Raw genomic sequence first — 22612 nt, forward strand, 5'->3', positions numbered from 1 at the left:
GAGGACCGGTGGGCCGCGTCGGCGCGGGTGGTGGGGCCGGGGGCGCGGCCGCCGCGGCCGCCGCGGTCGCCGCGGGCGGCGCGGCGGGGGGTGCGGCCATCGCCGCCGGAACCGCGGCACCGGCCGGTGCCGGAGCGGGCGGCGCGGTGGTCGGCGGACCGAAGGTCGGCAGCCCGGATCCGGAGGGCAGCGAGAACGGCGCGGCGGCGGCCTCCGGCGCGGACCCGGCGGCCCCGACCGCCGCCCCGCCGCGGGCGGCGAGACCCGCCGCACCACCGAGGGCACCCGCGAGACCCGCCGCACCCCCGGCAGCGGCACCCCTCGCACCCGCGTCGACGGCCGGGAAGGCCGTGGTCGGGGCGGCGGACCCGTCGCCGCCCGCGACCCCGTCCGGCCCGCCCGCCAGTGCGGCGGCACCGAGCGCGACCGCGTACTTGGGGTGCGCGTCGACGACCGTGGGCCGGCCGAGCTCCTCGGAGACCATCCGCGCGACCAGCGGGATCCGGGAGGACCCGCCGACCAGCAGCACGGCGCTGAGCTCGTCCGGGGTGACCTCGGCCGAGCGCAGCGTGCGGTTGAGCGCCCCGATCGTCGACTCGATCGGCGCGCGGATCATGTCCTCGAACTCGGAGCGGGTCAGCCGCACGTCGAAGTGCCGGTGGGGCAGGAACACCGGGATGGTGGTCTCGGTGTCGATCGACAGCGCCTCCTTGGCCAGCACGCAGTCCTGGCGCAGCCGCGCCAGCGCGACCGTGGTCTGCGGATCGCTCATGTCCAGCTCGGACAGCGCCCCGCCGGCGGCGTAGTTGACGTGGGCGAGGATCGCCTCGTCGAAGTCGACCCCGCCCAGGCGTTCGATGCCCTCCGGCGAACCGAGGATCTCGATGCCCTCCGGGCGCTTGCGCAGCACGGTGGCGTCGAAGGTGCCGCCGCCGAGGTCGTAGACCGCGACGATCTCGCCGTTCTCCAGCCGCCGCGACGCCGCGTAGTGCGCGGCCGCCGCCTCGGGCTCGGTGACCATCCGCGGCATGGCCACCCCGGCCAGCTGCGGGACCTCGTCGAACAGCTCCCGGCGGAACGGGCCCCAGTTGGCCGGATGGGTCAGCACCATCGAGTCCGGGGCGGCGCCCTGGGTGGCCGAGACCCGGGCGACGACGTCGGAGAGCAGGCTGGCCAGCAGCGCGGTGACCGCGTGCGGGGCCCCGCCGAGCATCACCGGGGTGGGGTCGCCGAGGCGGCGTTTGAACTCGCGCCCGACCCGGTCGGGATTGCTCACCGCCCGCCGGCCGGCGGCGTCGCCCGTGACGACGGTGCCGTCCTCCCGCAGGTAGACGACGGCCGGTGTCACCACACTGCGGTCGCCGAGGGTGAACATCTCCACCCGGGAGGCGTTCGCCACGGCCGCCGCCACGAACGTCGTCCCCAGGTCCACACCCAGGCTGTAGGACACTCCGGCCCCTCTCGGAGGCGCGGGACCGTCGGACCCGCGCATATGAGCACTGCCGACCGTACGAGCACATCGTGCTCTGGAGTGATACTCGTCCCAGGTCACGCTGTCATTACCGTTTCGGTGAGCGGGGGCTGTCCCTACCCGCCGAGGGGGCCGACCCCCTTCCCGAGCCCGGCACGCGGCGGGACGATGCCCCGATGAGGCTGGAGCCCGCGCCACCCGGGGACGTGCCGGCCGCCCCCACGGCCGTCCCGAGCGCGTCCGCCGTCGCGGAGGCGCGCCGCAGGCGCGAGCGTGCGCAGTGGCAGGGCCGCCGCCGGCTGGAGCGCCAGCTGCACGACGGCGCCGCACTGCGGGCGTCGGCCCTGGTCCTGCAGCTGGGCCTGTTCCGGCACCGCGTGCCGGAGGGTGAGGACGAGCTGCGCGCGGCCATCGGCATGCTGCAGGACGAGCTGCACGCGGTGCTGCAGGAGCTGCGCGACGTCGCCGGCCAGATCTACCCGCCGCTGCTCGACGAGGCCGGCCTCGGCCCGGCGCTGCGCGAGCTCGCCGAGCGGCTCGACGCCCCGCTGCGGGTGCACGACGACGGCATGCGGTTCGGCCCGTCCGCCGAGGGCGCCGTGTACTTCGCCCTGGCCGACGCGCTGACCGCGGATCCGGGGTCGCCGCGGGAGGTGACCGTCGCGGGTTCCGCCGGCGAGCTCGTCGTGACGGTGACCGGCGCGGTGCCCGGGCTGGGGGAGCTGCTGCGGGACCGGGCCCGCCCGCTCGGCGGCACGGTCCGCGAAGGAGTGTGTGACGTTTCCGCCCCGCCGGACGAGACCGTCGGTACCGGCACGATCGTTGCGAGGATCCCATGCGAGTAGCACTGGCCGAGGACGGCGCCCTGTTCCGGGAGGGGCTGCTGATGCTCCTGCAGGCCGCGGGCCACGAGGTGGTGGCGGTCGCGGCGGGCGGCGACGAGCTCCTGGCCCTCCTGGCCGGCACGCAGTGCGACGTGGCCGTCCTCGACATCCGGATGCCGCCCGAGCCCGACGGCGGGCTGGTCACGGCGGAGCGGATCCGGGAGAAGTGGCCGACGATGGGGCTGCTGTTCCTCTCGCACTACGCCGAGTCGCACTACCTGATGAAGATCCTCGACATCGGCACGGACGCCATCGGCTACCGGCTCAAGGAGAAGGTCGGCAGCGTCGAGGTGCTCACCGACACCCTGACCCGCATCGCCGACGGCGAGATCGTGATCGAGCCGGTGCTGGCGAAGCGGCTGGTCGAGCGGCCGCGCGGGGAGAAGAAGAACGAGGTCGCCTCGCTGTCCGAGCGCGAGCTCGACGTGCTCAAGCTGATGGCCGAGGGGCGGTCGAACGGCGGCATCGCGGGGCAGCTGTACGTCACGCCGAAGGCCGTCGAGAAGCACATCGCCAGCATCTTCGCCAAGCTCGGCCTGCACACCGACGAGACCGAGAGCCACCGCCGGGTCCTCGCGGTCCTCACCTATCTCCGCTCGCAGCGGGACGGCGACTGACGGACCGGTATGGAGAGGTGGGCCGCGCTGGGGCTGCGCGCCGCACTGGTCGGCGGCGCGGTCCTCGTCGTGTTCGCGGTCCTCGTCGTGGTGCCGCAGCTCGTGTTCCACACCGGCCTCGGCCAGATCGGCGTACTGCTGCCGTTCCTCGCGGCGCTGGTCTGCGCGGTCGGGGCGGCGCGGCTGCTGCCGGTCGTCGACCGGTTCGTCGAGCGGGTGACGCACACCCGCGCCACCACCCCGTACTCGGCCCTGGCGGAGGCGTCCGCCCGGATCCGCAGCGGGACCCCGGACTCGGCCCTGCCCGGCGTGGCGGAGATGCTGGCCAAGGGCACCGCGGCGCGGGAGGCACGGGTCTGGCTCGCGGTCTCCGAGCGGTTGGTGACGGCCGCGGTCCACCCGCCGCGGGCGGTCACCGGGGAGACCGTGCCCAACCTCGCGGTGCTGCTCGGCGGGGAGGACCCGGAGCAGCGGGCGGACCACGTCGTGCCGATCGTCGAGGGGCAGCGGCTGCGGGCGGTGCTCGCCATCCGCAAGACGACCGCGATCACCCCCGCCGACCAGCAGCTCATGCGCGACCTCGCGGGCGGGGCGGGCCTGCTCCTGCGCGGCGTCGCGATGAACACCGAGCTGCGTGACCGCGTCCGGCGGGCCGCCGAGCTGGCCGCCGAGCTCGAGCGGTCCCGGGAGCGCCTCGCGACGGCCCGCGACGTCGAGCGGCGCCGGCTCGTCGGCGAGCTCTCGCACGCCACCACCGACCGCCTCGCCACGCTGCGGATCGTGCTCGACGGGGCCCGTCAGGACCTGGGCGGGAGCGCACCGGACCCCGACCGGGCGGGATCCGCGTTGCGCCGCGCGGGCGACCAGCTCGACGAGCTGCTCGACCGGTTCCGGCTCATCGCCCGCGGCGTCTATCCGCAGGTCCTGCGCGACCAGGGGCCCGTCGGTGCGCTCGAGGAGGTCGCGGCCGACCTGGACCGGCCGGTCCGGCTGATCGGCGCGCCCGAGGACCGGCTGCCGTGGGAGGTCGAGTCCGGCGTCTACTACGTGGCCGCCTCGGCGCTGCAGTGGTTGTCCGCCGCCGCGGGCCCCGAGCTCGAGGTGGAGCTCACCCACACCGACGGCCGGCTGGCCGTCCGCGTCGTCGATCCGCGGCCCGGGTTCGCGCCGGGGGAGCTGCGGGCCGCGCTGGCCGGTGAGCTCGAGCGGCTGGTGGCGCTGGGCGGCGAGGCCGGCCTGAGCACGGACGAGGACGGCCGGCTGGTCCTCACCGCGAGCCTGCCGGAGCGGCTGGAGCCCGCCGTCGAGGTCGCCCGGGAGGTGCGAGTGTGAGCGCGACGCCCCTCACCGCCCCGGCGACCGGCCCGACCGTCGGGCGGATGGCCGACGACCGGACCGGGCTGCACCGGCTCGCCGTCGCGGTCTACGTCGCGGTCCTCGTCGTCTGCGCCGTCGTGGCGCTCGGCTGGTTGGCGGTGGGCGCGTACGTCGCGCTCGCCTGGTACGTGCCGGGCTTCGGGGCGGGCGACTCGGTGTGGGCCCGGGCGGTCGCCGCCGCCGCGCCGGCGACCGAGCCGCTGGACCAGCTCGTCGTCGACTACGCGCTGAGCCTGGGCGCGGTCGCGATCGCCGTGGTGCTGCTGGTCCGCGGGGGGACGGGCTGGCCGATCCGGCTGCTCGCACTGGCCATGCTCGGCTCCGGCGGAGCCTTCAACCTGCAGGCGCACGCCGCTGCGACGGCGGTGGGAACCGCGACCGGGATCGCGGCCGGTCCCCTCCACCAGATCGTGCTGCACGGCGTCGCCTGCGCGGCCTACGTCCTGGCGCTGCTGGTCTTCCCGACGGCGCAGGGTGCGTGGCCGACCCGGTGGGGGCGCCCGGGCCGGGTGACCCTCGCGGCGTTCGCCGTGGTCGTCCTGGGCCTCGTCGGGTTCGCCACGGCACTGCTGCGACACACCACCAGCTGCGTGCTGTTCTTCGGCTTCCTGGTGCCGCTGGTCGGGGTGGCGGTCCTGCCCGGGCGGATCCGCCGCGGCGAGACGGCGGCCCTGCGCACCCAGGCCCGGCTGGTGTTCAGCCTGCTGGTCGCGGCCTTCGCGGCGATCGTCGTGCTCGGGATCTGCACGGTCGTGCTCTGGCTGCTCGGGGTGCCCGGCCTGGAGCTCTACGACCCGACGGCGCACGACTCGATGACGTCCGGTGCGGCCGGCCAGCCCGTCGCCCTGCTGTTCTGGGCCTCGCGGGTGGGCTCGGCGGCCATCGCCGTCGCGGTGCTGGTCGCGGTGCGCGCCGAGCGCCTGTGGTCGGCGGAGGCGCGGTTCAGCCGGGTGCTGGCGGCGGTGCTGGCGGTGGCCGTCGTCGGCGGCGGGGTGATCGTCTTCGAGGCGGTCGGGTGGCGGGTCGGCTTCGGGCCGCTCTGGTCCTCGCTCGCCGCCTCGCTGCTGGCCGCGATCGCGTTCCTCCCCGTGTACCGGGCCGTGGAAGGGCTCACCGACCGCCTGCTCTACGGCCGCAGGCCCACCCCGTACAGCGCGCTCGCCGAGATCGCGGCGCTCTCGCGCACCGCCGCGTCCGACGCGCCCGACCTCGCCCGGGTCGCCGAGGCGGTCGGGCGGGCCCTCGGCTCCTCGCGCTGCCGGCTGACCGTCGTGCGCCCCGGCCTGCGCGACCGCACCTACGAGTGGGCCTCCCGGCGGGCCACCGCGCGGGACGACGGCACCGGACTCGTCGGCGTCCCGGTCCGCGGCGGCGAGCAGCACCTCGGCACCCTCGAGGTGGACCGGGCCGCGGTCGCCGGGCTGCACGCCGACCGCCGGCACCTGCTGGAGGACCTCGCGGACAGCCTGGGCGTGGTGGTCACCGCCAGCCGGTTGGGCGTGGAGCTGGAGCGGCAGCTGCGCGCGGCGCTCGCCCACGCGGCGGAGATCGCGGTGTCCCGCCGCGAGGCGGTCTCGGAGATGGACGCCGAGCGCCGGCGGATCGAGCGGGACCTGCACGACGGCGCCCAGCACCAGCTCGTCTCGCTGCGGCTGGTGCTGGGGCTGGTGCAGCACGAGGTGGAGACCGGGCGGATCGAGCAGGCCCGGGAACGGCTCGGGGTGCTGGCCGGGCAGCTCGACACCGCGGAGTCCGTGCTCGCCGAGACGGCCAGCGGGGTCCGGTCCATCGCGCTGGCCGAGCGGGGGCTGGTCGCCGCGCTGGAGGCCGAGCTGGCCGGACCGCCGCCGGTGCAGGTGGAGTCGGAGCTCGCCGCCGGGCGGCGGTACCCGCCGGAGCTCGAGGCGGCCGTCTACTTCTGCTGCCTCGAATCGGTGAACAACGCGCACAAGCACGCGCCGGGCGCCGACGTCGTCATCCGGTTCGCGGAGGAGGACGGGCGACTGCACTTCACCATCCGGGACAGCGGGCCCGGCTTCGTGGTGCCCGAGCCGGCGGTGGTCGGTCCGGGGGCGGCGACGGCGGGGCGCGGGCTGCGCAACGTCGCCGCCCGGATCGTCGCGGCCGGCGGGCGGGTCGACCTCCGGTCCGCGCCGGGCGAGGGCACGACGGTCGAGGGCTCGGTCCCGGTGCCGGAGGCCGAGGTGCCGGCGGACGGGCCACCGGCCACGGCGGCCGACGCGGGGCCGGACGGGGAGGCGGACACCACCGCGCTCGACGTCGCCGGGCTCGTCGTCGAGACCGGGGCCGTACCCGCGGTCCCGGTCGAGCACCCGGAGCGGGGCCCGGACACGACCCTGCCCGGGCAGGTCCGCCGCGCGCTGGCCGCGGCCGCCGACCTGGGCGACGGGGACCTGCACGACCGGCTGCGGGCCCTGGAGGCCGACCTCGACCGGCCCCTGCGGGTCGCGGTCTCGGGTCCGCCCGGCTCGGGTGTGTCGACGCTGGTCGCGGCGCTGGCGGCGACCCCGGGCGAGGTCGACCTGGAGATCGTCGAGGGCACGGAGGCGGACGTGCCCCTGCTCGTGCTGCCCACCGTCGACGGGGCGCTGCCCGACGGTCCGCCCGCGATCGGCGTCCTCGCCCGTGCGGACGAGCTCGCCGCCGACCCGTGGAGCGAGGCCCGGCGGCTCGCCGCCGAGCCCGCGGTCCGGCGACGCTGCCACATCGTGGTCCCGGTGGCGGCCGGGCTGACCCGGGGGAGGACCGGCTCGGCGCTGGTGGCCGAGCTCGCGGCGAACGGGGGCCGGCCGGACGAGGTGGCCGCCGAGCTGACCCGGCGCAGCGGCGTGCCACGGCTGCGGCAGCTGATCGAGCGCGGGCTCGCCGATCGGGCCGACGCGCTGCGGGCCCGCGCCGTGCTCCGCGAGCTGGACGAGATCGTCGTCGCGCACCACGCGCGCGACGACGGCGAGCTGCGCTACCAGCTCGAACGCCTCCGTTCGACCGCGCACGAGCTCGCCGAGCTCGACCTCGTCGACGCGCTGCGCGCCGGCACCCCGGCCCTGTCCACCGACGAGCGGGCCGCGGCGGAGCTGCTGCTGGGCGCGGAGGGCACCGCTACCCACCGCAGGCTCGGCCTCCCGCCCGACGCCGGCCCCGAGGAGATCCGCCTCGCCGCGGCGGCGCAGCTCGGCCGCTGGCAGCGGCGCGCCGAGCACCCGGTCTCGACGCGGGACCAGCGCGCCGCGGCCGCGGTGCTGGTCCGGACGTGCGAGCGGATGCTGGCCGAGACGCCGACCCCGATCGCGGACGCCCCGGTCGGGGCCGCACCGTCGCCGACGCCCCCCGCCGGGGTCGGCGCAGGCCGGTAGGGTCGCCCGCATGATCGACGCCGACGGTGTGCACCGCGTCTCCGTCGACGAGCACCTGGCGCTGACGACCGAGGTCCTCACCGGCCTGGGAACACCGGACCGGGCGGCCCGCGACCAGGCCGGGATGCTGCTCGAGGGCGACCTGCGCGGACACGCGTCGCACGGCATCCGGCGGCTGCCGGTGCTGGCCGGGCGGATCGTCAACGGGGTCCTCGATCCCGCGGCCGAGCCCGAGCTGCGCTGGACGACCGACTCGGTGCTGACCGTCGACGGTCGCACCGGGCTGGGGCCGCCCGTCGCCCACCGGGCGGTGGAGGCCCTGGTGGCACGGGTGCCCACCACCGGTGTCGCCGTGGCGGCGATCCGCCGGGCGAGCCACCTCGGCATGCTCGCGCCGTACGTCGAGCGGCTGGCCGAGGCCGGGCTCGCCGGGCTCGCGACCACCACCAGCGAGGCCCTCGTCCACCCCTGGGGCGCCGCACCGGCGATGCTCGGCACCAACCCGATCGCCGCGGCCATCCCGACGGGCGGGCAGCCCGTCGTGCTCGACATGGCGACCGGACAGATCTCCCGCGGCAAGGTGCTCGACCACGCCGCCCGCGGCGAGCCGCTGCCCGAGGGCGCGGCCGTCGACGCCGAGGGCGCCCCCACCACGGACCCGACCGCCGCCCTCGACGGGGCCATCACCCCCGTGGGCGGCCCGAAGGGTTACGCACTGTCGCTGGTCCTCGAGCTGCTCGTCGCCTCCCTGACGGGCACCGCGCTCGGCCGGGAGGTCCGGGGCACCCTCGACACCACGGACCCGGTGACCAAGGGCGACCTGCTGATCGCGTTCGCGCCGGGGACGTTCGGCGTGGGGCGGACGGCACCGGCCGTCGCCGCTTTCCTCGACGAGCTGCGGACCCTTCCGCCGGCGCCCGGGCACACGAGGGTCCAGGTGCCCGGCGACCGGGCCCAGGAGGTGCGCGCCCGCAACCGCTTCCGCGGGGTGCCGGTCGACGAGGGCACCTGGGCGGAGGTGCTCGCGCTCCGCGCCCGCTGATCCGTTCGGCCCAGCCCATGATCGTCCGTGTCGTCGCACGGACGGCCGATGGTTGACTACGCGCGGTAGCGCGTGCGTGGAGGGGGCTGGGGCGATGCATCCGGACGATCCCGGGATCATGGGGCTGATGCTGCAGGTGGGGCGCACGGCGGTGGCCGGCGCCGATCTCGGCTCGCTGCTCTCCTCGGTCTGCACGGCGTTGCCCGCGACCCTCGGCGTCTCCGGCGCCGCGATCGTGCTGGTGGACCAGCCGGACCGGTCGGCGGCGGGGCTCGCCGGCGTCTCGGCGTCGGACACCGCGGCCGGGCGGCTCGGCGAGATGGAGCTGCGCGCCGGCACCGGGCCCGTGCAGGGTGCGGTCCGGTCCGGGCGTCCGATGGTCACCCCCGACCTCACCCGCATCGGCCCGCCGGAGCTGGCGGCCGCGGCCGCGGACACCGGGCTGACCTGCTCGGTCGTCGTCCCGCTGCTCGTCGACGGCGAGCCCGTCGGCGGACTGCAGCTGTTCGGCCACCCGGGCCGGCCGGTCGGGGACGGGCACGTCGACGCGGTCGCCGGGCTCGCCGACGTCCTCTCGGCGCGGCTCTCGGACGTCTGCGCGCTGCGCCGGCTCACGGCCACCGTCGCCCGGCTGACCGCGGAGCAGGAGACGGCGCTGCCGGTCGCGCACGCCACCGGGATGCTCGCGGAGCGGTACCGCACGGACGTCGAGGAGGCCGGGCGCTACCTGGCGAGCCGGGCCCGCAAGACGGGCGTCGAGCCGGCGGAGGCCGCGCAGGCGGTGCTCGACCGGACCGACGCCCCGCCCGCGCCCGGGGAGGACACGCCCACCCAGGTGTTCGGGGCGGTGCCCCCGGGCCGCGGCGCGGACGGGTGGCCACCGAGCGTGGCGCTCCCGGCCGGGGCGGTCCCGACGCAGCGGCGCGACCCGGCGGAGGAACGCAGCCGCTCGACCGGCGGTCGCCGTCGGCTCGCGGCGGACCATCCCGGGGCGCGGGGCCCGCAGGGGACCGACCCGCAGGCCTTCCGCCGTCCGGAGTCTGCTGACCGTCCGGACCAGGCCGAGCGACCGGACCGCGTCGAGCGCTCGGACCGGGCTGACCGTCGGGACCGGGCCGAGCGTCCGGAGCACGTCGAGCGATCGGACCGGGCCGAGCGTCCGGAGCACGTCGAGCGACCGGTGCGCGCCGAGCGACCGGAGCACGTCGAGCGACCGGTGCGCGCCGAGCGTCCGGTCCCCGCCGAGCGTCCGGGCCGGCCGGACCGCCCGCAGCCCGACGCCGAGCGGTCCCGCGGATCCCGCTCGGAGGCCCGTGGTCCTCAGGGCGCGGACCCGCGGGCCGGCCGCCGGCAGCCGTGGGGTCCGGAGCAGCGCGCGACGCGGGGTCCCGTCGCGCCGGGCGCCCTCCCGCCGGCCGGGCCGGCCGGACCGCCGTCCGTCCCGTCCGCGGTGCCGCCGGCCGCGACTCCCGCGGTCCGGTCGGCCGGGTCCTCCACGCCGCCTCCCGGCGCGCCGACCGGGGTGCCTTCCGACAGGCCGGCCGGGATGCCGTCCGGCCGCCAGACCGGGGTGCCGCAGCCCCGGCAGGGCACCGCCCCCATGCCGGACGGCAGGTCCGGGCACGGTGAGGCACGGCCGCCCGCGCCGCCGTCGGGCGGCAAGCGGCGCCTGCGCGAGCCTGCGGACCGTCCGGCGCAGGGCGGCGACGTCCTGCCGGGGCGCGACCCCTGGGACCTCGACCAGGCTGCGCTCCCCGGGCCGGGCGGGCCGCAGCGGTCCGGCGGCCGTCGTCGCGCCGAGGACCGGCCCGACGCGCCGCGGGTCCCGCAGCAGCGCCGCGACGGACAGCCCGCCGGTGACGAGTACGCAGGTCCTCGCCCCGCCGACCCCGCGGTCCCGCCCGTCCCTGGGTCGGGCGCCCCGCGCGCCCGGCACCGGCGCGCCGACATCACCTGACCAGGCCGAACCTCGCCGCCCCCCGGTTGAGCGCCGGCATCGCCTGACCCGGCCGGACCCTCGCCGCCCCCGGTTGAGCGCCGGCCCGCCGACATCACCTGACCCGCCGGACCCCTCGCGGCCTCCTGCCCGTCACGCGGACGTCACACGACGCGGACGGGGGAGGCGGTGGCACGCGGCGGCGGGGCGACGTAGGGTCTGGAGCCGAACCGCGGGAGCACTCACGATCCGAGGCTGAGAGGGCGGCAGGACCGGCCGTCGACCGTTCGCACCTGACCCGGTTAGCACCGGCGTAGGGAGGACCGTGTCGCGAATGTCGCCGTCCCTGTCACGCGTTCCGCTTCGGCTGGGCGCCCTCGTCGTGGGCCTGGCCCTGCTCCTCGTCGGCTGTGGCGGGGCGGCCGGGCAGCAGCAGGGCTCGCCGCAGACCATCCGGATCGCCCTGGACTGGACCCCGAACACGAACCACAGCGGCCTCTACGTCGCGCAGCAGGAGGGCTGGTTCCGCGACGCGGGGCTCGACGTCCAGTTCCTCCCGTACAGCGACACCTCGCCGGACACCCTCGTGGGCAACGGCGCCGCCGAGTTCGGCATCAGCTTCCAGGACTCGTTCACCTTCTCGAGGTCGGCGGGCGCCGAGATCACCTCGGTGATGGCGATCCTGCAGCACTGGGCCACCGAGATCGCCGTGAAGGCCGACCGCAGCGACATCACCTCCCCCAAGGACCTCGACGGCAAGATCTACGGCGGGTTCGGCAACCCCGGCGAGCAGCCGAAGATGCGCAAGGTCATCCAGGACGCCGGCGGGAAGGGCGACTTCCAGACCGTCACCCTGGGGACCAGTGCCTACGAGGCGCTCTACGCCGGGAAGGTCGACTTCACCGAGCCGTTCGTGGCGTGGGAGGGCATCGAGGCCCAGCTGCGCAACGAGCCGCTGAAGACCTTCAAGTACACCGACTACGGCTTCCCGGACGCCTACAGCGTCCTGCTGATCGGCAACTCCCCCTGGCTGAAGGACCACCCGGACCAGGCACGGAAGTTCGTGCAGGCCGCGCAGCGCGGGTACCAGCTGGCCGCCGACGACCCGGCCCGCGCGGCCAAGGACCTGCAGGACGCCAACCCCGGCGCCTTCACCGAGCCCGAGCTCGTGACCCGCAGCCAGGACATGCTGGCGAAGGACTACCTGAAGGACGACGCGGGCAAGGTCGGCACGCAGACGCTCGATCGTTGGCAGGGTTTCTCCGGCTTCCTCGTCGACTCCGGCGCGGTCACCGACGCGTCCGGGAAGCCCGTCACCACCCGGCCGGACTTCTCGACGTGGTTCACCAACGACTACCTGGCCCCGGGCGGGGCCACGTCGTGACCCGCGCCGACCACCGCGCCGACCACCGCGCCGACCACCGCGTCGACCACCGGGCCGGCACCGAGCCCGGGGTGACGCCGTCGCCAGCCCTACCGGGACGCACGGGACGCACCGACCGCTCGCCCGCGCGGCGACCGGCCCGCGGGCGCACCTCGCTGCTCGGCCGGGTCGCCCCGCCGGTGCTGGTGGTGCTGCTCCTGCTCGTGGTGTGGCAGTGGACCGTGACGGCACTCGACGTGCGCCCGCAGGTGCTGCCGTCGCCGCTGCGGGTGGTGGAGCAGGGCTGGGCGTTCCGCGACGTGCTGTGGGCCAACACCGTGCCGACGCTGCAGGTCACCGGCGTCGGTTTCGCGGTCTCGCTCGCGGTGGGCTGGGTGCTGGCCGTCGTCGTCGACTTCTCGCCGTGGCTGCGCCGGGCGCTGGTGCCGCTGCTGGTCGCCTCGCAGACGTTGCCGATCATCGCCATCGCCCCGCTGATGATCATCTGGTTCGGCTTCGGGCTGCTGCCGAAGGTGCTGGTGATCGCGCTGGTGACCTTCTTCCCGATCGCCGTCGGGCTCATCGAGGGCTTCTCGCGGGCCGATCCCGAGGCGTCGAACCTCCTGCGGAGCATGGGCGGCGGACGCTGGGCGGAGTTCCGGTACGTCCGGCTGCCCGGGGCGCTGCCGTCGTTCTTCACCGCGCTGCGCATCGCGATCACGTACGCGGTCACGGGGGCGATCTTCGCGGAGTACGTCGGGGCGCGAGCCGGGCTGGGGATCTACATGGCCCAGCAGAAGAACTCGTTCCGCACCGACCTCGTCCTGGCGGCCGTGGCCGTGGCGGCGCTGGTCAGCGTCGCGCTGTTCGGGCTGACCTACCTGGTCGAGCGGGTCGTGGCGCCGTGGATCCGGAGGACGCGGTCGTGACCCTGTTGAAGATCACCGTCGACGGTGTCGAGCTCGCGTTCGGCGACCTGCCCGTGCTCGACGGGGTGTCGTTCGACGTGGCGCCGGGCGAGTTCGTCTCGATCCTCGGACCGAGCGGGTGCGGCAAGAGCACGCTCTTCGGCGTGCTGGCCGGGCTCGTGGCGCCGTTCCGCGGCCGGGTGCTGGTCGACGGCGCGCCCGCGGGCCGGGAGACCTTCGGCTACATGCCGCAGAAGGATCTGCTCTTCCCGTGGCGCACGGTGCTGGACAACACGACGCTCGGGCTCGAGGTCGGCGGGATGCGCCGGCGGGAGGCCCGGGAGCGCGCGCGGGAGCTGTTCGGGCCGTTCGGACTGGTCGGCTTCGAGAAGTCCCGGCCGGCCGAGCTCTCCGGCGGGATGCGCCAGCGGGCGGCGCTGCTGCGCACGGTGGTGCAGGACCGTGAGGTGCTGCTGCTCGACGAGCCCTTCGGCGCTCTCGACTCGCTCACCCGCACCGCGATGCAGGAGTGGCTGGAGGACGTCCGCGGCCGGTTCGGCTGGACGGTCCTGTTGATCACCCACGACATCCGGGAGGCGGTGTTCCTCTCCGACCGGGTCCTGGTGCTCTCCCCCCGCCCGGCACACGTCGCCCGCGAGGTGCGGATCGACCTGCCGCGGCCGCGCGAGGTCGGGGTGCTCACCGATCCCGCCTTCGCCGCCGCCGAGGCCGAGCTGCTCGACACCCTGCGCGGCGGGACCCGGCTCTAGTCCCTTCCCGGCCCTACTCCGGCCCCGGCCCTACCCTGGGCGCGTGGACATCACGCCCGGGGCGCTCAAGCACGGCATCCCGGCCGACGCCATCCGGGCGGTCGTGGCCGCCCCGCTGTGGCGGGTGCCCCAGCATCCGGGGCGCACGCTGTGCATCGGGCCCGACGGCGACCGCAACCTGCTGGAGGTCGTGGTCGAGCGCGGGCCCGCGGGGGACCGGGTGGTGCACGCGATGCGGCTGCGGCCGAAGCACTACGGGCACCTGCACCGCGACCACCGAGCCGGCTGAGGTTCCACCGCGCGGGCGACCACCGCCGCCTGCGCCCCGACTCGCGGGGCTGGAGCTCGCGACTCGCGGAAGCCCACAGCGCGACTCGCGGGAGCCCACAGCGCGACTCGCGGGAACGGGCGGGCAGGCCGGGACCCCGACCGCCGGGCGCGGCGGTCGGGGTCCCGGTCCGGTGCGGAGTGTCCTGGCGGCGCTCCGCACCCGTCCGATCAGACGTGCAGGTCGAACGAGTGGTCGATCGAGTGGTCGTCGGTCGGGTGGTTGTCGACCGTGTGGTCGTCCGCCGTCGTGATCGTGTGGTCGTCGGTGAACGAGTGGTCGTCGGTGACGTGGGTGTCGGTGTCGTTGTGCCCGCTGTCGGTGTGCGAGTCGTTGTGCGAGTCGTTGTGGCTGTCGGTCGAGTTGTGGGCGTTGGTCTGGCTCGCGTTGCCGCCCTTGTCCGCCAGCGAGCCGGAGCCGAAGTTCGACAGGTGGTCGTTGCTGTCGGTGAAGTTGCCGGTCGCGGAGTTCGTGCCGGAGATCGCGCCGCCGTGGTCGGCGGTGGCGCCGGACTGGTTGACGGCCGAGCCGGTGCCGAAGGAGGCGGCGTTGTCGTTCCCGTTCACGACGTCGTTGCCCCAGCCGGCCACGGCGTGGTCACCCGTCGCGACGGGCGCCCGGTTGTCGCCGCCGACCGCGACGGCGCCGTCGCCGGTGGCGTTGGCCTGGTGCAGGTCGATGCGCTGGTCGACGTCGCCGCCGTGGGTGTCGATGTCCTGGTGGAAGGACTGGTCGATGAACGTCCGGCGGTCGTCGACGAAGGTGTTGGTGATGTAGGTCTTCAGGTAGTTGGCCGCCTCGGTGTGCGGGTCGTGGTGGCCCGAGTCGGAGTCGGAGTCGTCGGCGTGGTGGTGGTGCACGGGCGGGGCCGGCGGCAGCTCGTGGTGGCCGTGCCCGTCCCAGTCGTGGTGCGGGCTGTCGGCGGCGAGGGTCACGGCGTCCTTGATGTCCTCGGGCGACAGGTCGGCGAGCCCGCACTCCTGGAGGTAGCCGGTCGGGTTCGCGAGGAACGCCTGCTGCGCGGCGGGGTCCTTCAGCAGGTTCATGAGCAGGTCGAGCAGCGTCGTGGTGGCCACGTGGTCTCCCGGAAGTCGTCGTGGGGTTCGCCCTCGGTGGGCGGTTCGGCGACGACGTTAGGAACGGGGGCCGCCGAGGGGATCGGGCGTGATCCCCGTTTCCCGCGGTGGCCGTGGGGGGACGGTGCGGCAATTCCGGCAATGGGGCAGGGACGCGCCTGATCCACGCATCCGAGCTGCAACGACTCCATTATTCGAACGCAATCGGACGATGCGGGAAGAAGGCGGCGAGCCGGTCCGAACGCGCGTTTCTCCGGTCGACTTTACCTATTGATGAGAAAACGTTCGCAGAGCGCGGGGAAAGGCCGGGTCGCTCTTGACCCGGACTTGTCCTGATCCCCCGTTCCGTGCCCCGATCGGGTGCGGGGGCTCAACCCGGGAGCTCGGCGAGCGCCCCGACGGTCGGCACCCGGTGGTCCGGCGCCCGCACGTGCCCGGGGTAGCGGCGGCCGTCGCGGTCGATCCACGCCGTGCGCATCCCGGCGGCCGCGGCACCGTGCAGGTCCCACGGGTGCACGGCGACCATGAGCAGCTCGCCGGGCTCCTTGCGGCACACCCGGGCGGCGAACTCGTACGCGCCCGGGGCCGGCTTCCAGATCCCGGCGTCGTCGACCGAGAGGACGTGGTCGAACTCGCCGCGGATCCCCGCCTCGGCGAGCAGCCGCTCGGCGACCGAGGTGGCGCCGTTGGACAGGGTGACCAGCCGCGACCCGGCCGCCCGCAGCCGCCGCACCCCCTCGACGACGTCGGGATGCAGGGGGAGCCCGAGGAACCCCCTGATCACATGGTCGGGTGCGTCCTCGTCGGAGGTGTAGGGCGCCAGGAGGTCCTGCGCGGTCTCCCGGGCCACCTCGCCGAAGGGCCGGTAGTCCCCCGCGGCGGCGAGCGCGATCCCCTCGCGCAGGGTGCTCGCGAACCACAGGGTCGAGAGGTGGTCGGGTGCGCCGAGCTCGACGAACCGGTCGGCGAGGGGGCGCAGGTCGGAGAGGGTCTCGTTGACGTCGAAGACCAGCGTCGCGGGTGCCATGTGGGCGATCGTGGCACCCGGGGGCCCGTCCTGCCGTGCTTCCGCCCACGACTCCGGCCGCGATCACCCGGCCGCCACGTATGGTCTGCACCCGTGGACACGGGTGCGCACGAGGGACCGGCGGTCACCGTCGTCGGGATCGGGGCGGACGGCTGGTCCGGGCTCGCCGGCTCGGCCCAGGAGACCCTCGCCGCGGCCGACGTGATCCTCGGCGGGCCGCGCCAGCTGGACCTGGTGGCGGGCAAGGTCGAGGCCGAGCTGGTGGCGTGGCCGTCGCCGCTGGTCCCGGCCCTGCCGGGGTTGCTGGACACCTACGCAGGGCGGCGGCTGTGCGCGCTGGCCTCCGGCGACCCGATGTTCTTCGGCCTCGGCGCGACGCTGGCCCGCACGGTCGGGGCCGAGCGGATGCACGTGATCCCGCACCCGTCGTCGGTCACCCTGGCCTGCGCGCGGCTGGGCTGGCCGAGCGAGGACGTCGAGGTGGTGAGCGTCGTCGGGCGGCCGGTGGAGCGGGTGCGCCGTTCGGTGAGCCCCGGACGGCGGATCCTGGTGCTCAGCGCCGGCGCCGCCTCGCCCGCGCTGATCGCCGCCCAGCTCACCGCGGACGGCTACGGCCCCAGCCGGCTCACCGTGCTGGAGCAGCTCGGCGGGCCGGGGGAGCGCAGCTATTCGGGGACCGCGCGGGACTGGCTGCACCCGGAGGGCGAGGCGCTCAACGTCGTCGCCGTGGAGTGCGCGGCCGCGCCCGGCGCGCGGGTGCTCGGCGAGGTCCCCGGCCTGCCCGACGACTCCTACGTCCACGACGGGCAGCTCACCAAGCGCGAGGTCCGCGCCGTCACCCTCGCTCATCTCGCCCCGCGCCCCGGTCAGACGCTGTGGGACGTCGGCGCCGGCGCCGGCAGCATCGCGATCGAGTGGATGCGCGCCCACCGCTCCTGCTGGGCGATCGCCGTGGAGGCGCATCCCGAACGCGCACAACGCATCCGGCACAACGCCGCGACGCTCGGCGTGCCGGCCCTGCGGGTCGTGACCGGCCGCGCCCCCGCCGTCCTCGCCGAGCTGCCCCCGCCCGACGCGGTGTTCATCGGCGGCGGCCTGACCCGCGCGGGCGTCCTGGAGGCGTGCGTGGAGGCGCTGCCCCCGGGCGGCCGGCTGGTCGCCAACGGCGTGACCGTGGAGTCCGAGGCCGCGCTCGCCGCCGCCCGCGACCGGTTCGGCGGCACGCTCGTGCGGCTGCAGGTCGCGCGCGCCGAACCCGTGGGCGGCTTCCTCGGCTGGAAGCCCGCGATGCCCGTGACGATCTGGAGCTGCGACCTGTGACCGAGCGGAGCTTGTCGGAGCGAGAATCATGACCGAGCGGAGCTTGTCGGAGCGAGAATCATGACCGTGCACTTCATCGGGGCCGGCCCCGGTGCCGTCGACCTGCTGACGATCCGCGCCCGCGACCTCGTCGCGGCCTCGCCCGTCTGTCTCTACGCGGGCTCGCTGGTCCCGCCGGAGATGCTGGAGCTCTGCCCGGCCGACGCCCGGACCGTCGACACCGCGCTGATGACGCTGGCCGAGATCGTCGACGAGATGGTGCGGGCGCACGAGCACGGCCTCGACGTCGCGCGGCTGGCCTCCGGGGACCCGTCGGTCTTCTCCGCGATGGCCGAGCAGATGCGCCGGCTCGACGCCGCCGGCGTGCCCTACGACGTCACCCCCGGGGTGCCGGCCTACGCCGCCGCGGCGGCCGCGCTCAAGCGCGAGCTGACGGTCCCGACGGTCGCCCAGACCGTCACGCTGACCCGGATCGCGGCCCGCGCCACCCCGATGCCCGAGGGGGAGTCCCTCGAGGCGCTGGGCACCGCGGGCGGCACGCTGGTGCTGCACCTGGCCGTGCACCGCATCGACGAGGTGGTGAAGGAGCTGGCCCCGTCGTACGGCGCCGACTGCCCGGCCGCCGTGGTCGCCCACGCCAGCCGGGAGCACGAGATCGTGCTGCGCGGGCGGCTCGACGACATCGCCCACGCGGTGCACGAGGCCGGCATACAGCGCACGGCGGTGATCATCGTCGGGCCCGCGCTCGCCGCCGAGCAGTTCCCGGACAGCCACCTGTACTCGGACACCAGGTGCCGCGCCGGGTCCTGATCCTGGGCGGGACGTCCGACGGCCGGGCGTTGGCGGAGCTCCTCCGGCCCGCGATCGGGCCGTCGATGTCGGTCGTCTCGTCCCTGGCCGGGCGGGTCCGCTCGCCCCGGCTGCCCCCCGGCGAGGTGCGGATCGGCGGGTTCGGCGGGATCGCCGGGCTGGTCTCCTACCTGCGGGACGAGGCGGTCACGCACGTCGTCGACGCCACGCACCCCTTCGCCGCCGGCATGACGGCGCACGCCGCGGCGGCCTGCGCGCAGACCGGCGTGCCGCTGACGATCCTGCGCCGCCCCGGCTGGACCGAGCGGTCCGGGGACCGGTGGCACCGCGTGGCGTCCCTGGTGGAGGCAGCAGGGGTGCTGCCGCAGGTGGGCTCGCGGGCGTTCCTGACGACCGGACGGCAGGACCTGGCGGCGTTCGCCGGCCTGGACCTGTGGTTCCTCGTCCGGTCCGTCGATCCGCCCGACCCGCCGGTGCCGCGGCGGATGCGCTCGATCCTGGCGCGCGGCCCGTTCACCGTCGACGGCGAGACGGCGATCCTGCGCGACCACGCGGTCGACGTGCTGGTGACCAAGGACTCGGGCGGCGCTGACACCGCGGCCAAGCTCGTGGCCGCGCGCACCTTGGGCGTGCCCGTGGTGATGGTGGACCGGCCCGCACTCCCGCCCGGCGTCCCCGTGGTGGCGACGCCCGCGGAGGCCGCCGCCCGCCTCTGATGCCGCGAGTCGGGCTGTGGGCTTCGGTGAGTTGCGCCCTGGGGTTCAGCCGCCGTAGTGCCGCGGGGTGAAGACCGTCGGGCGGCCGCCGCGCACCACGACCCGCGTGGTCGACGAGCCGATGATCACCAGCGTGCGCATGTCGACCTGCTCGGGGTCGAGCTCGCCGAGGGTGGTGATCGTGAGGCGCTCGCCGGAGCCGCCGACGTCGCGACCGAGCACGACGGGGGTGTCCGGCGCCCGGTGCTCCAGCAGGACGTCCCGGGCGGCGCCGACCTGCCACGGCCGCGCCTTGGACCGCGGGTTGTAGATCGCGATCGCCAGGTCGGCCCGGGCGGCGTGGACGAGCCGGTCGACGACCGTCTCCCACGGCTTGAGCCGGTCGGAGAGCGAGATCATCGCGTAGTCGTGGCCGAGCGGCGCGCCGACCGCCGCGGCGACGGCCTGGGCGGCGGTCAGTCCGGGCAGCACGCGCACCGGGACGTCGAGGTACTTCTGCTCCGAGGCCACCTCGAGCACGGCGGTGGCCATCGCGAAGACCCCCGGGTCGCCCGCGCTGACCACGGCCACGTTCCGACCCGACGCGGCGAGGTCGAGCGCGTGCGCGGCCCGCTCGGCCTCGACGCGGTTGTCGCTGGCGTGCCGGGTCTGGCGCGGGTTCGGCGGGACCCGGTCCAGGTAGGGGCCGTAGCCGACGAGGTCGTCGGCGGCGGCGAGGGCGGCCGCGACCTGCGGGGTCAGCCAGTCCCGCCCCGCCGGCCCGGTCCCGACGACGACGACCTCGCCGCGCCCGATGACCCGCTCCTCCTGCTCGGTCCCGGGCTCGGTCCCCATCCCGGTCTCCGCGTCGGCGCCCTGGTCGGCCCGGAGGTCGGCGTCGTCCGGGATGCTCGCCGCGACCTCGCCGGGCAGCACCGCGATCGAGAAGTACGGCACCGACCCGGGGTCGATGTCGGCGAGCGCGCCGGTGCGCTGCCCGTCCATCGTGGCCCGCTCGACGAACTGGGCGCGGTCGAGCTTCCCGGCGTCCGCGAACGCCCCGCGGACGTTCCCGAAGGTCCGGCCCAGCTTCATGACGGCCGCGGAGTCGGTGGCGCGCAGGCGCTCGGCCAGGACCTCGCGGGGCAGCGTGCCGGGCAGGACCGTGAGGACCTCGTCGCGCTCCACCAGCGGCTGCCCGAGCGCGGCCGCGGCGGCGCTCACCGAGGTCACCCCCGGCACCACCTCGGCGCGGAACCGGCCCGCGAGGCGCTTGTGCATGTGCATGTAGGAGCCGTAGAAGAGCGGGTCGCCCTCGGCCAGCAGCACCACGTCCCGGCCGGCCCCGAGGTGCGCGGCCAGCCGTTCGGCGGCCTCGGCGTAGAACTTGTCGATCGCACCCTGGTAGCCGCCCGGGTGCTCGACGGTCTCGGTCGTGACCGGGTAGACCAGCGCCTCCTCGATCTGGTCGCCGCGCAGGTGCGGCTCGGCGATGCGCCGTGCGATCGAGCGGCCGTGCCGGGCCGAGTGGTAGGCGATCACGTCGGCGGCACCGATGAGCCGGGCGGCCTTGATCGTGACGAGGTCGGGGTCGCCGGGGCCGAGGCCCACCCCGTAGAGGGTCCCGGGCCGGACCGAGGATTCGCTTGCGAGCTGGCTCATGCCTGGATCTCCTGCTCACTGGCGAGGGCGTTCAGGGCCGCCGCGGTGATGGCCGAGCCGCCGCGGCGGCCGTGGACCACCAGGTACTCGAGGTCGGTGCGGGCGGCGAGCGCCTCCTTGGACTCCGCGGCGCCGATGAAGCCGACGGGGATGCCGAGGATCGCGGCGGGGCGCGGCGCGCCGGCGTCGATCATGTCGAGGAGGTGGAACAGCGCGGTCGGCGCGTTCCCGATCGCGACCACGGCGCCGTCGAGCTTGTCGCGCCACAGCTCCAGCGCCGCGGCGGAGCGGGTGTCGCCCAGCTCGCGGGCCAGGTCCGGCACCCGCGGATCCCGCAGGGTGCAGACGACCTCGTTGTCCTTCGGAAGCCGCGCCCGGGTGACGCCGGAGGCGACCATCATCGCGTCGCAGAGGATCGGGGCGCCGTCCTGCAGGGCCTTGCGCACGGCCGTCACGACGGCGGGGGAGAAGCCGACGTCGCCGGTCAGGTCGACCTGGCCGCACGCGTGGATCATCCGGACCACCACGTACGCCACCTCGGGCGGGAAGGCCGACAGGTCGGCCTCGGCCCGGATCGTGGCGAAGCTGCGCCGGTAGATCTCCGCGCCGTCGCGGATGTAGTCGCTGGTCATGCGGGGGTGTCTCCTGCGGGGGTCAGCGTGAGGGCGGTGGAGAGGTCGGGGACGGTCCGGTCGTCGAGGCGGTAGGTGCCGTCGGGCAGGGCGACGACGTCGAGGTGCGCCTCGTGCGGTGCCCCGCACCGTCGCTCGCAGCCGACGACGTGGGCGCGGGGGAGGGGACCGGCCTCCGCGAGCACGGCCCGGACGTCGGCCCGGACGTCGGCGTGCGACTTCGCGCACCCGGGGCGCCCGGCGCAGGCGCTTACGGCGAGGGCGGGCGCATCGGCTGCGAGCACGAGACCGTGGGCGCGCAGGCGTTGCCGGGCGTCGGGCGCGGGATCGGGCAGCACCAGCGTGCGCCAGGGCGTCACGACCGTCTCGGGCGCCGCGGCCGCGAGCCCGCGCAGCTGCGCGGCCGAGAGCTCACCCAGGACGGGGGCGACGCCGAGGGCCTCGCCGCCGTCGTCGCGGGGGATCGGGCCGATCGGAGCGCGCGACCCGGGGTGCGGGAGCTCGCGACTCGCGCTGCCGGAGCTCGCGACTCGCGGTGCGGAAGCTCCCGACTCGCGCCGGAGCTCGCGACTCGCGTCGGAGCTCGCGACCCGCGCTGCCGGAACTCCCGACTCGCGGGACAGGAGGGCGGCGGCGAGCCGGGCGGGGGCGTCCGCGACCTCGGCGGCGCGCCAGGCCCCGGCGCAGCCGGCCTGCTCCTGCGCGCGGAGCGTGAGAAACACCTCAGCGGCCGCGACGAGCAGGGCGGGGGCGACGGCGGGGGGGCACGCGACGGGCGTCGGCACCCCGGCGACCTGCAGGAACCCCTCGCCGGCAGCGGTGGCGACCCAGCAGAGGTCCGGCCGCTCGGCCGCGACGTCACCTCTCCCGTCGTCCAGGGCGAACAGGAACCGGCCGGGCAGGTCCGCGAGCGCGGGCCGGGCGCAGAGGGCCTCGTCGAGGGCGCGGGCCAGGCCCCGGACGTCGGCCCGTCCACCGGTCAGGCCGGACAGTGGCGAGGCCAGGACGTTGCGCACCCGCTCGTGCGTCGGCGCCGGGATCAGGCCGGTGGCGGCGAGCCGCGCGACGAGCCGCGGATCCTCCCGGTCGAGGCCCCTGAGCTGCAGGTTCCCCCGTGAGGTCAGGTGCACGGCGCCGTCGCCGAGCTCCTCGGCGCACGCCGCGAGAACCCGCAGCTGGGCCGACGCGACCACCCCGCCGGGCAGGCGGACGCGGGCCAGCGCGCCGTCGGCCGCGTCGTGCGGGGCGAGCACGCCGGGGCAGGCGTCGGCGCGCGTGCGGGCGGCCGGAGGAGGGGTGGGCACAGCAGGCACTGTAAAC

19 protein-coding genes are annotated in these 22612 nt (G+C 76.0%); 13 read left to right on the top strand and 6 right to left on the bottom strand.

Going from position 1 to position 22612, the window contains the following annotated elements; genetic code table 11:
• Nucleotides 1–1450 (bottom strand): Hsp70 family protein (locus LWC33_RS20580; RefSeq protein WP_233306053.1); only part of this gene is annotated, 1450 nt, incomplete at its 3' end.
• Nucleotides 1451–1647: 197 nt separating this feature from the next.
• Between LWC33_RS20580 and LWC33_RS20585 the strand changes: the two genes are divergently transcribed.
• The 10 genes from LWC33_RS20585 (at nucleotide 1648) to LWC33_RS20630 (ending at nucleotide 14031) form a co-directional block, all read left to right on the top strand.
• Nucleotides 1648–2316 carry a sensor histidine kinase gene (locus LWC33_RS20585; protein ID WP_233306054.1) on the top strand — a complete coding sequence of 223 codons (669 nt, stop codon included), beginning with the start codon at nucleotides 1648–1650 and terminating at the stop codon, nucleotides 2314–2316.
• A complete protein-coding gene (locus tag LWC33_RS20590; protein ID WP_233306055.1) occupies nucleotides 2307–2972 on the top strand; it encodes a response regulator transcription factor in 666 nt (221 codons plus the stop codon). The genes LWC33_RS20585 and LWC33_RS20590 overlap by 10 nt, the downstream gene beginning before the upstream one ends.
• A gap of 9 nt (nucleotides 2973–2981) precedes the next feature.
• The gene (locus LWC33_RS20595) at nucleotides 2982–4304 is read left to right on the top strand and encodes a sensor histidine kinase (RefSeq protein ID WP_233306056.1); all 1323 of its coding nucleotides are present in this window, start codon (nucleotides 2982–2984) and stop codon (nucleotides 4302–4304) included.
• The gene (locus LWC33_RS36170) at nucleotides 4301–7723 is read left to right on the top strand and encodes an ATP-binding protein (protein WP_233306057.1); all 3423 of its coding nucleotides are present in this window, start codon (nucleotides 4301–4303) and stop codon (nucleotides 7721–7723) included. Before LWC33_RS20595 ends, LWC33_RS36170 begins: the two co-directional genes overlap by 4 nt.
• Before the next feature lie 10 nt (nucleotides 7724–7733).
• Complete coding sequence (locus LWC33_RS20605; RefSeq protein WP_233306058.1) at nucleotides 7734–8765, top strand: Ldh family oxidoreductase; 1032 nt, start codon at nucleotides 7734–7736, stop codon at nucleotides 8763–8765.
• A gap of 127 nt (nucleotides 8766–8892) precedes the next feature.
• Entirely contained in the window at nucleotides 8893–10722 is a 1830-nt protein-coding gene (locus LWC33_RS20610; protein ID WP_233306059.1) for a GAF domain-containing protein, read from the top strand.
• Nucleotides 10723–11035: 313 nt separating this feature from the next.
• The gene (locus LWC33_RS20615; protein WP_233306060.1) at nucleotides 11036–12085 is read left to right on the top strand and encodes an ABC transporter substrate-binding protein; all 1050 of its coding nucleotides are present in this window, start codon (nucleotides 11036–11038) and stop codon (nucleotides 12083–12085) included.
• On the top strand, nucleotides 12082–12993 hold the full coding sequence (locus LWC33_RS20620) for an ABC transporter permease (protein WP_233306061.1): 912 nt from the start codon (nucleotides 12082–12084) through the stop codon (nucleotides 12991–12993). Before LWC33_RS20615 ends, LWC33_RS20620 begins: the two co-directional genes overlap by 4 nt.
• The gene (locus LWC33_RS20625) at nucleotides 12990–13742 is read left to right on the top strand and encodes an ABC transporter ATP-binding protein (RefSeq protein WP_233306062.1); all 753 of its coding nucleotides are present in this window, start codon (nucleotides 12990–12992) and stop codon (nucleotides 13740–13742) included. Before LWC33_RS20620 ends, LWC33_RS20625 begins: the two co-directional genes overlap by 4 nt.
• A gap of 43 nt (nucleotides 13743–13785) precedes the next feature.
• Nucleotides 13786–14031, top strand: coding sequence for a hypothetical protein (locus tag LWC33_RS20630; protein ID WP_233306063.1), 246 nt, complete (start codon nucleotides 13786–13788; stop codon nucleotides 14029–14031).
• Nucleotides 14032–14240: 209 nt separating this feature from the next.
• Here LWC33_RS20630 and LWC33_RS20635 read toward each other — a convergent pair whose 3' ends face one another.
• Nucleotides 14241–15146: an IniB N-terminal domain-containing protein gene (locus LWC33_RS20635; protein WP_233306064.1), complete on the bottom strand. Its 906-nt coding sequence runs from the start codon at nucleotides 15144–15146 to the stop codon at nucleotides 14241–14243.
• 370 nt (nucleotides 15147–15516) lie between these two features.
• A complete protein-coding gene (locus LWC33_RS20640; RefSeq protein WP_233306065.1) occupies nucleotides 15517–16173 on the bottom strand; it encodes a haloacid dehalogenase type II in 657 nt (218 codons plus the stop codon).
• A gap of 93 nt (nucleotides 16174–16266) precedes the next feature.
• Here LWC33_RS20640 and cbiE point away from each other — a divergent pair, with 93 nt between their 5' ends.
• Genes cbiE through LWC33_RS20655 form a run of 3 tightly spaced genes read left to right on the top strand, consistent with a single transcriptional unit; the run spans nucleotide 16267 to nucleotide 19019 of the window.
• Nucleotides 16267–17493: a precorrin-6y C5,15-methyltransferase (decarboxylating) subunit CbiE gene (gene cbiE / locus LWC33_RS20645; protein WP_233306066.1), complete on the top strand. Its 1227-nt coding sequence runs from the start codon at nucleotides 16267–16269 to the stop codon at nucleotides 17491–17493.
• A 60-nt stretch (nucleotides 17494–17553) separates the two neighbouring features.
• Nucleotides 17554–18303, top strand: a complete 750-nt coding sequence (cobM, locus tag LWC33_RS20650) for a precorrin-4 C(11)-methyltransferase (RefSeq protein WP_233306067.1) — start codon at nucleotides 17554–17556, stop codon at nucleotides 18301–18303.
• Complete coding sequence (locus tag LWC33_RS20655; protein WP_233306068.1) at nucleotides 18285–19019, top strand: cobalt-precorrin-6A reductase; 735 nt, start codon at nucleotides 18285–18287, stop codon at nucleotides 19017–19019. Before cobM ends, LWC33_RS20655 begins: the two co-directional genes overlap by 19 nt.
• Nucleotides 19020–19064: 45 nt before the next feature.
• On the opposite strand, the gene cobJ is transcribed toward LWC33_RS20655, so the two are convergent.
• The 3 genes from cobJ to cobG are packed head-to-tail and all read right to left on the bottom strand — an operon-like array spanning nucleotide 19065 to nucleotide 22596.
• Nucleotides 19065–20660 carry a precorrin-3B C(17)-methyltransferase gene (cobJ, locus tag LWC33_RS20660; RefSeq protein WP_233306069.1) on the bottom strand — a complete coding sequence of 532 codons (1596 nt, stop codon included), beginning with the start codon at nucleotides 20658–20660 and terminating at the stop codon, nucleotides 19065–19067.
• The gene (locus LWC33_RS20665; protein WP_233306070.1) at nucleotides 20657–21292 is read right to left on the bottom strand and encodes a precorrin-8X methylmutase; all 636 of its coding nucleotides are present in this window, start codon (nucleotides 21290–21292) and stop codon (nucleotides 20657–20659) included. Before LWC33_RS20665 ends, cobJ begins: the two co-directional genes overlap by 4 nt.
• Nucleotides 21289–22596, bottom strand: coding sequence for a precorrin-3B synthase (cobG, locus tag LWC33_RS20670; protein WP_233306071.1), 1308 nt, complete (start codon nucleotides 22594–22596; stop codon nucleotides 21289–21291). Before cobG ends, LWC33_RS20665 begins: the two co-directional genes overlap by 4 nt.
• Nucleotides 22597–22612: the final 16 nt, after the last annotated feature.

The sequence above is a fragment of the Pseudonocardia terrae genome (assembly GCF_021343995.1).
GTDB lineage: Bacteria > Actinomycetota > Actinomycetes > Mycobacteriales > Pseudonocardiaceae > Pseudonocardia > Pseudonocardia terrae.

Bases quoted from the DNA above. Each gene is read 5' to 3' on its own strand.
- LWC33_RS20585 (WP_233306054.1), top strand. From the start codon at position 1,648: ATGAGGCTGGAGCCCGCGCCACCCGGGGACGTGCCGGCCGCCCCCACG.
- LWC33_RS20590 (WP_233306055.1), top strand. From the start codon at position 2,307: ATGCGAGTAGCACTGGCCGAGGACGGCGCCCTGTTCCGGGAGGGGCTG.
- LWC33_RS20595 (WP_233306056.1), top strand. From the start codon at position 2,982: ATGGAGAGGTGGGCCGCGCTGGGGCTGCGCGCCGCACTGGTCGGCGGC.
- LWC33_RS20605 (WP_233306058.1), top strand. From the start codon at position 7,734: ATGATCGACGCCGACGGTGTGCACCGCGTCTCCGTCGACGAGCACCTG.
- LWC33_RS20610 (WP_233306059.1), top strand. From the start codon at position 8,893: ATGCTGCAGGTGGGGCGCACGGCGGTGGCCGGCGCCGATCTCGGCTCG.
- LWC33_RS20615 (WP_233306060.1), top strand. From the start codon at position 11,036: ATGTCGCCGTCCCTGTCACGCGTTCCGCTTCGGCTGGGCGCCCTCGTC.
- LWC33_RS20640 (WP_233306065.1), bottom strand. From the start codon at position 16,173: ATGGCACCCGCGACGCTGGTCTTCGACGTCAACGAGACCCTCTCCGAC.
- cobM (WP_233306067.1), top strand. From the start codon at position 17,554: ATGACCGTGCACTTCATCGGGGCCGGCCCCGGTGCCGTCGACCTGCTG.
- cobJ (WP_233306069.1), bottom strand. From the start codon at position 20,660: ATGAGCCAGCTCGCAAGCGAATCCTCGGTCCGGCCCGGGACCCTCTAC.
- LWC33_RS20665 (WP_233306070.1), bottom strand. From the start codon at position 21,292: ATGACCAGCGACTACATCCGCGACGGCGCGGAGATCTACCGGCGCAGC.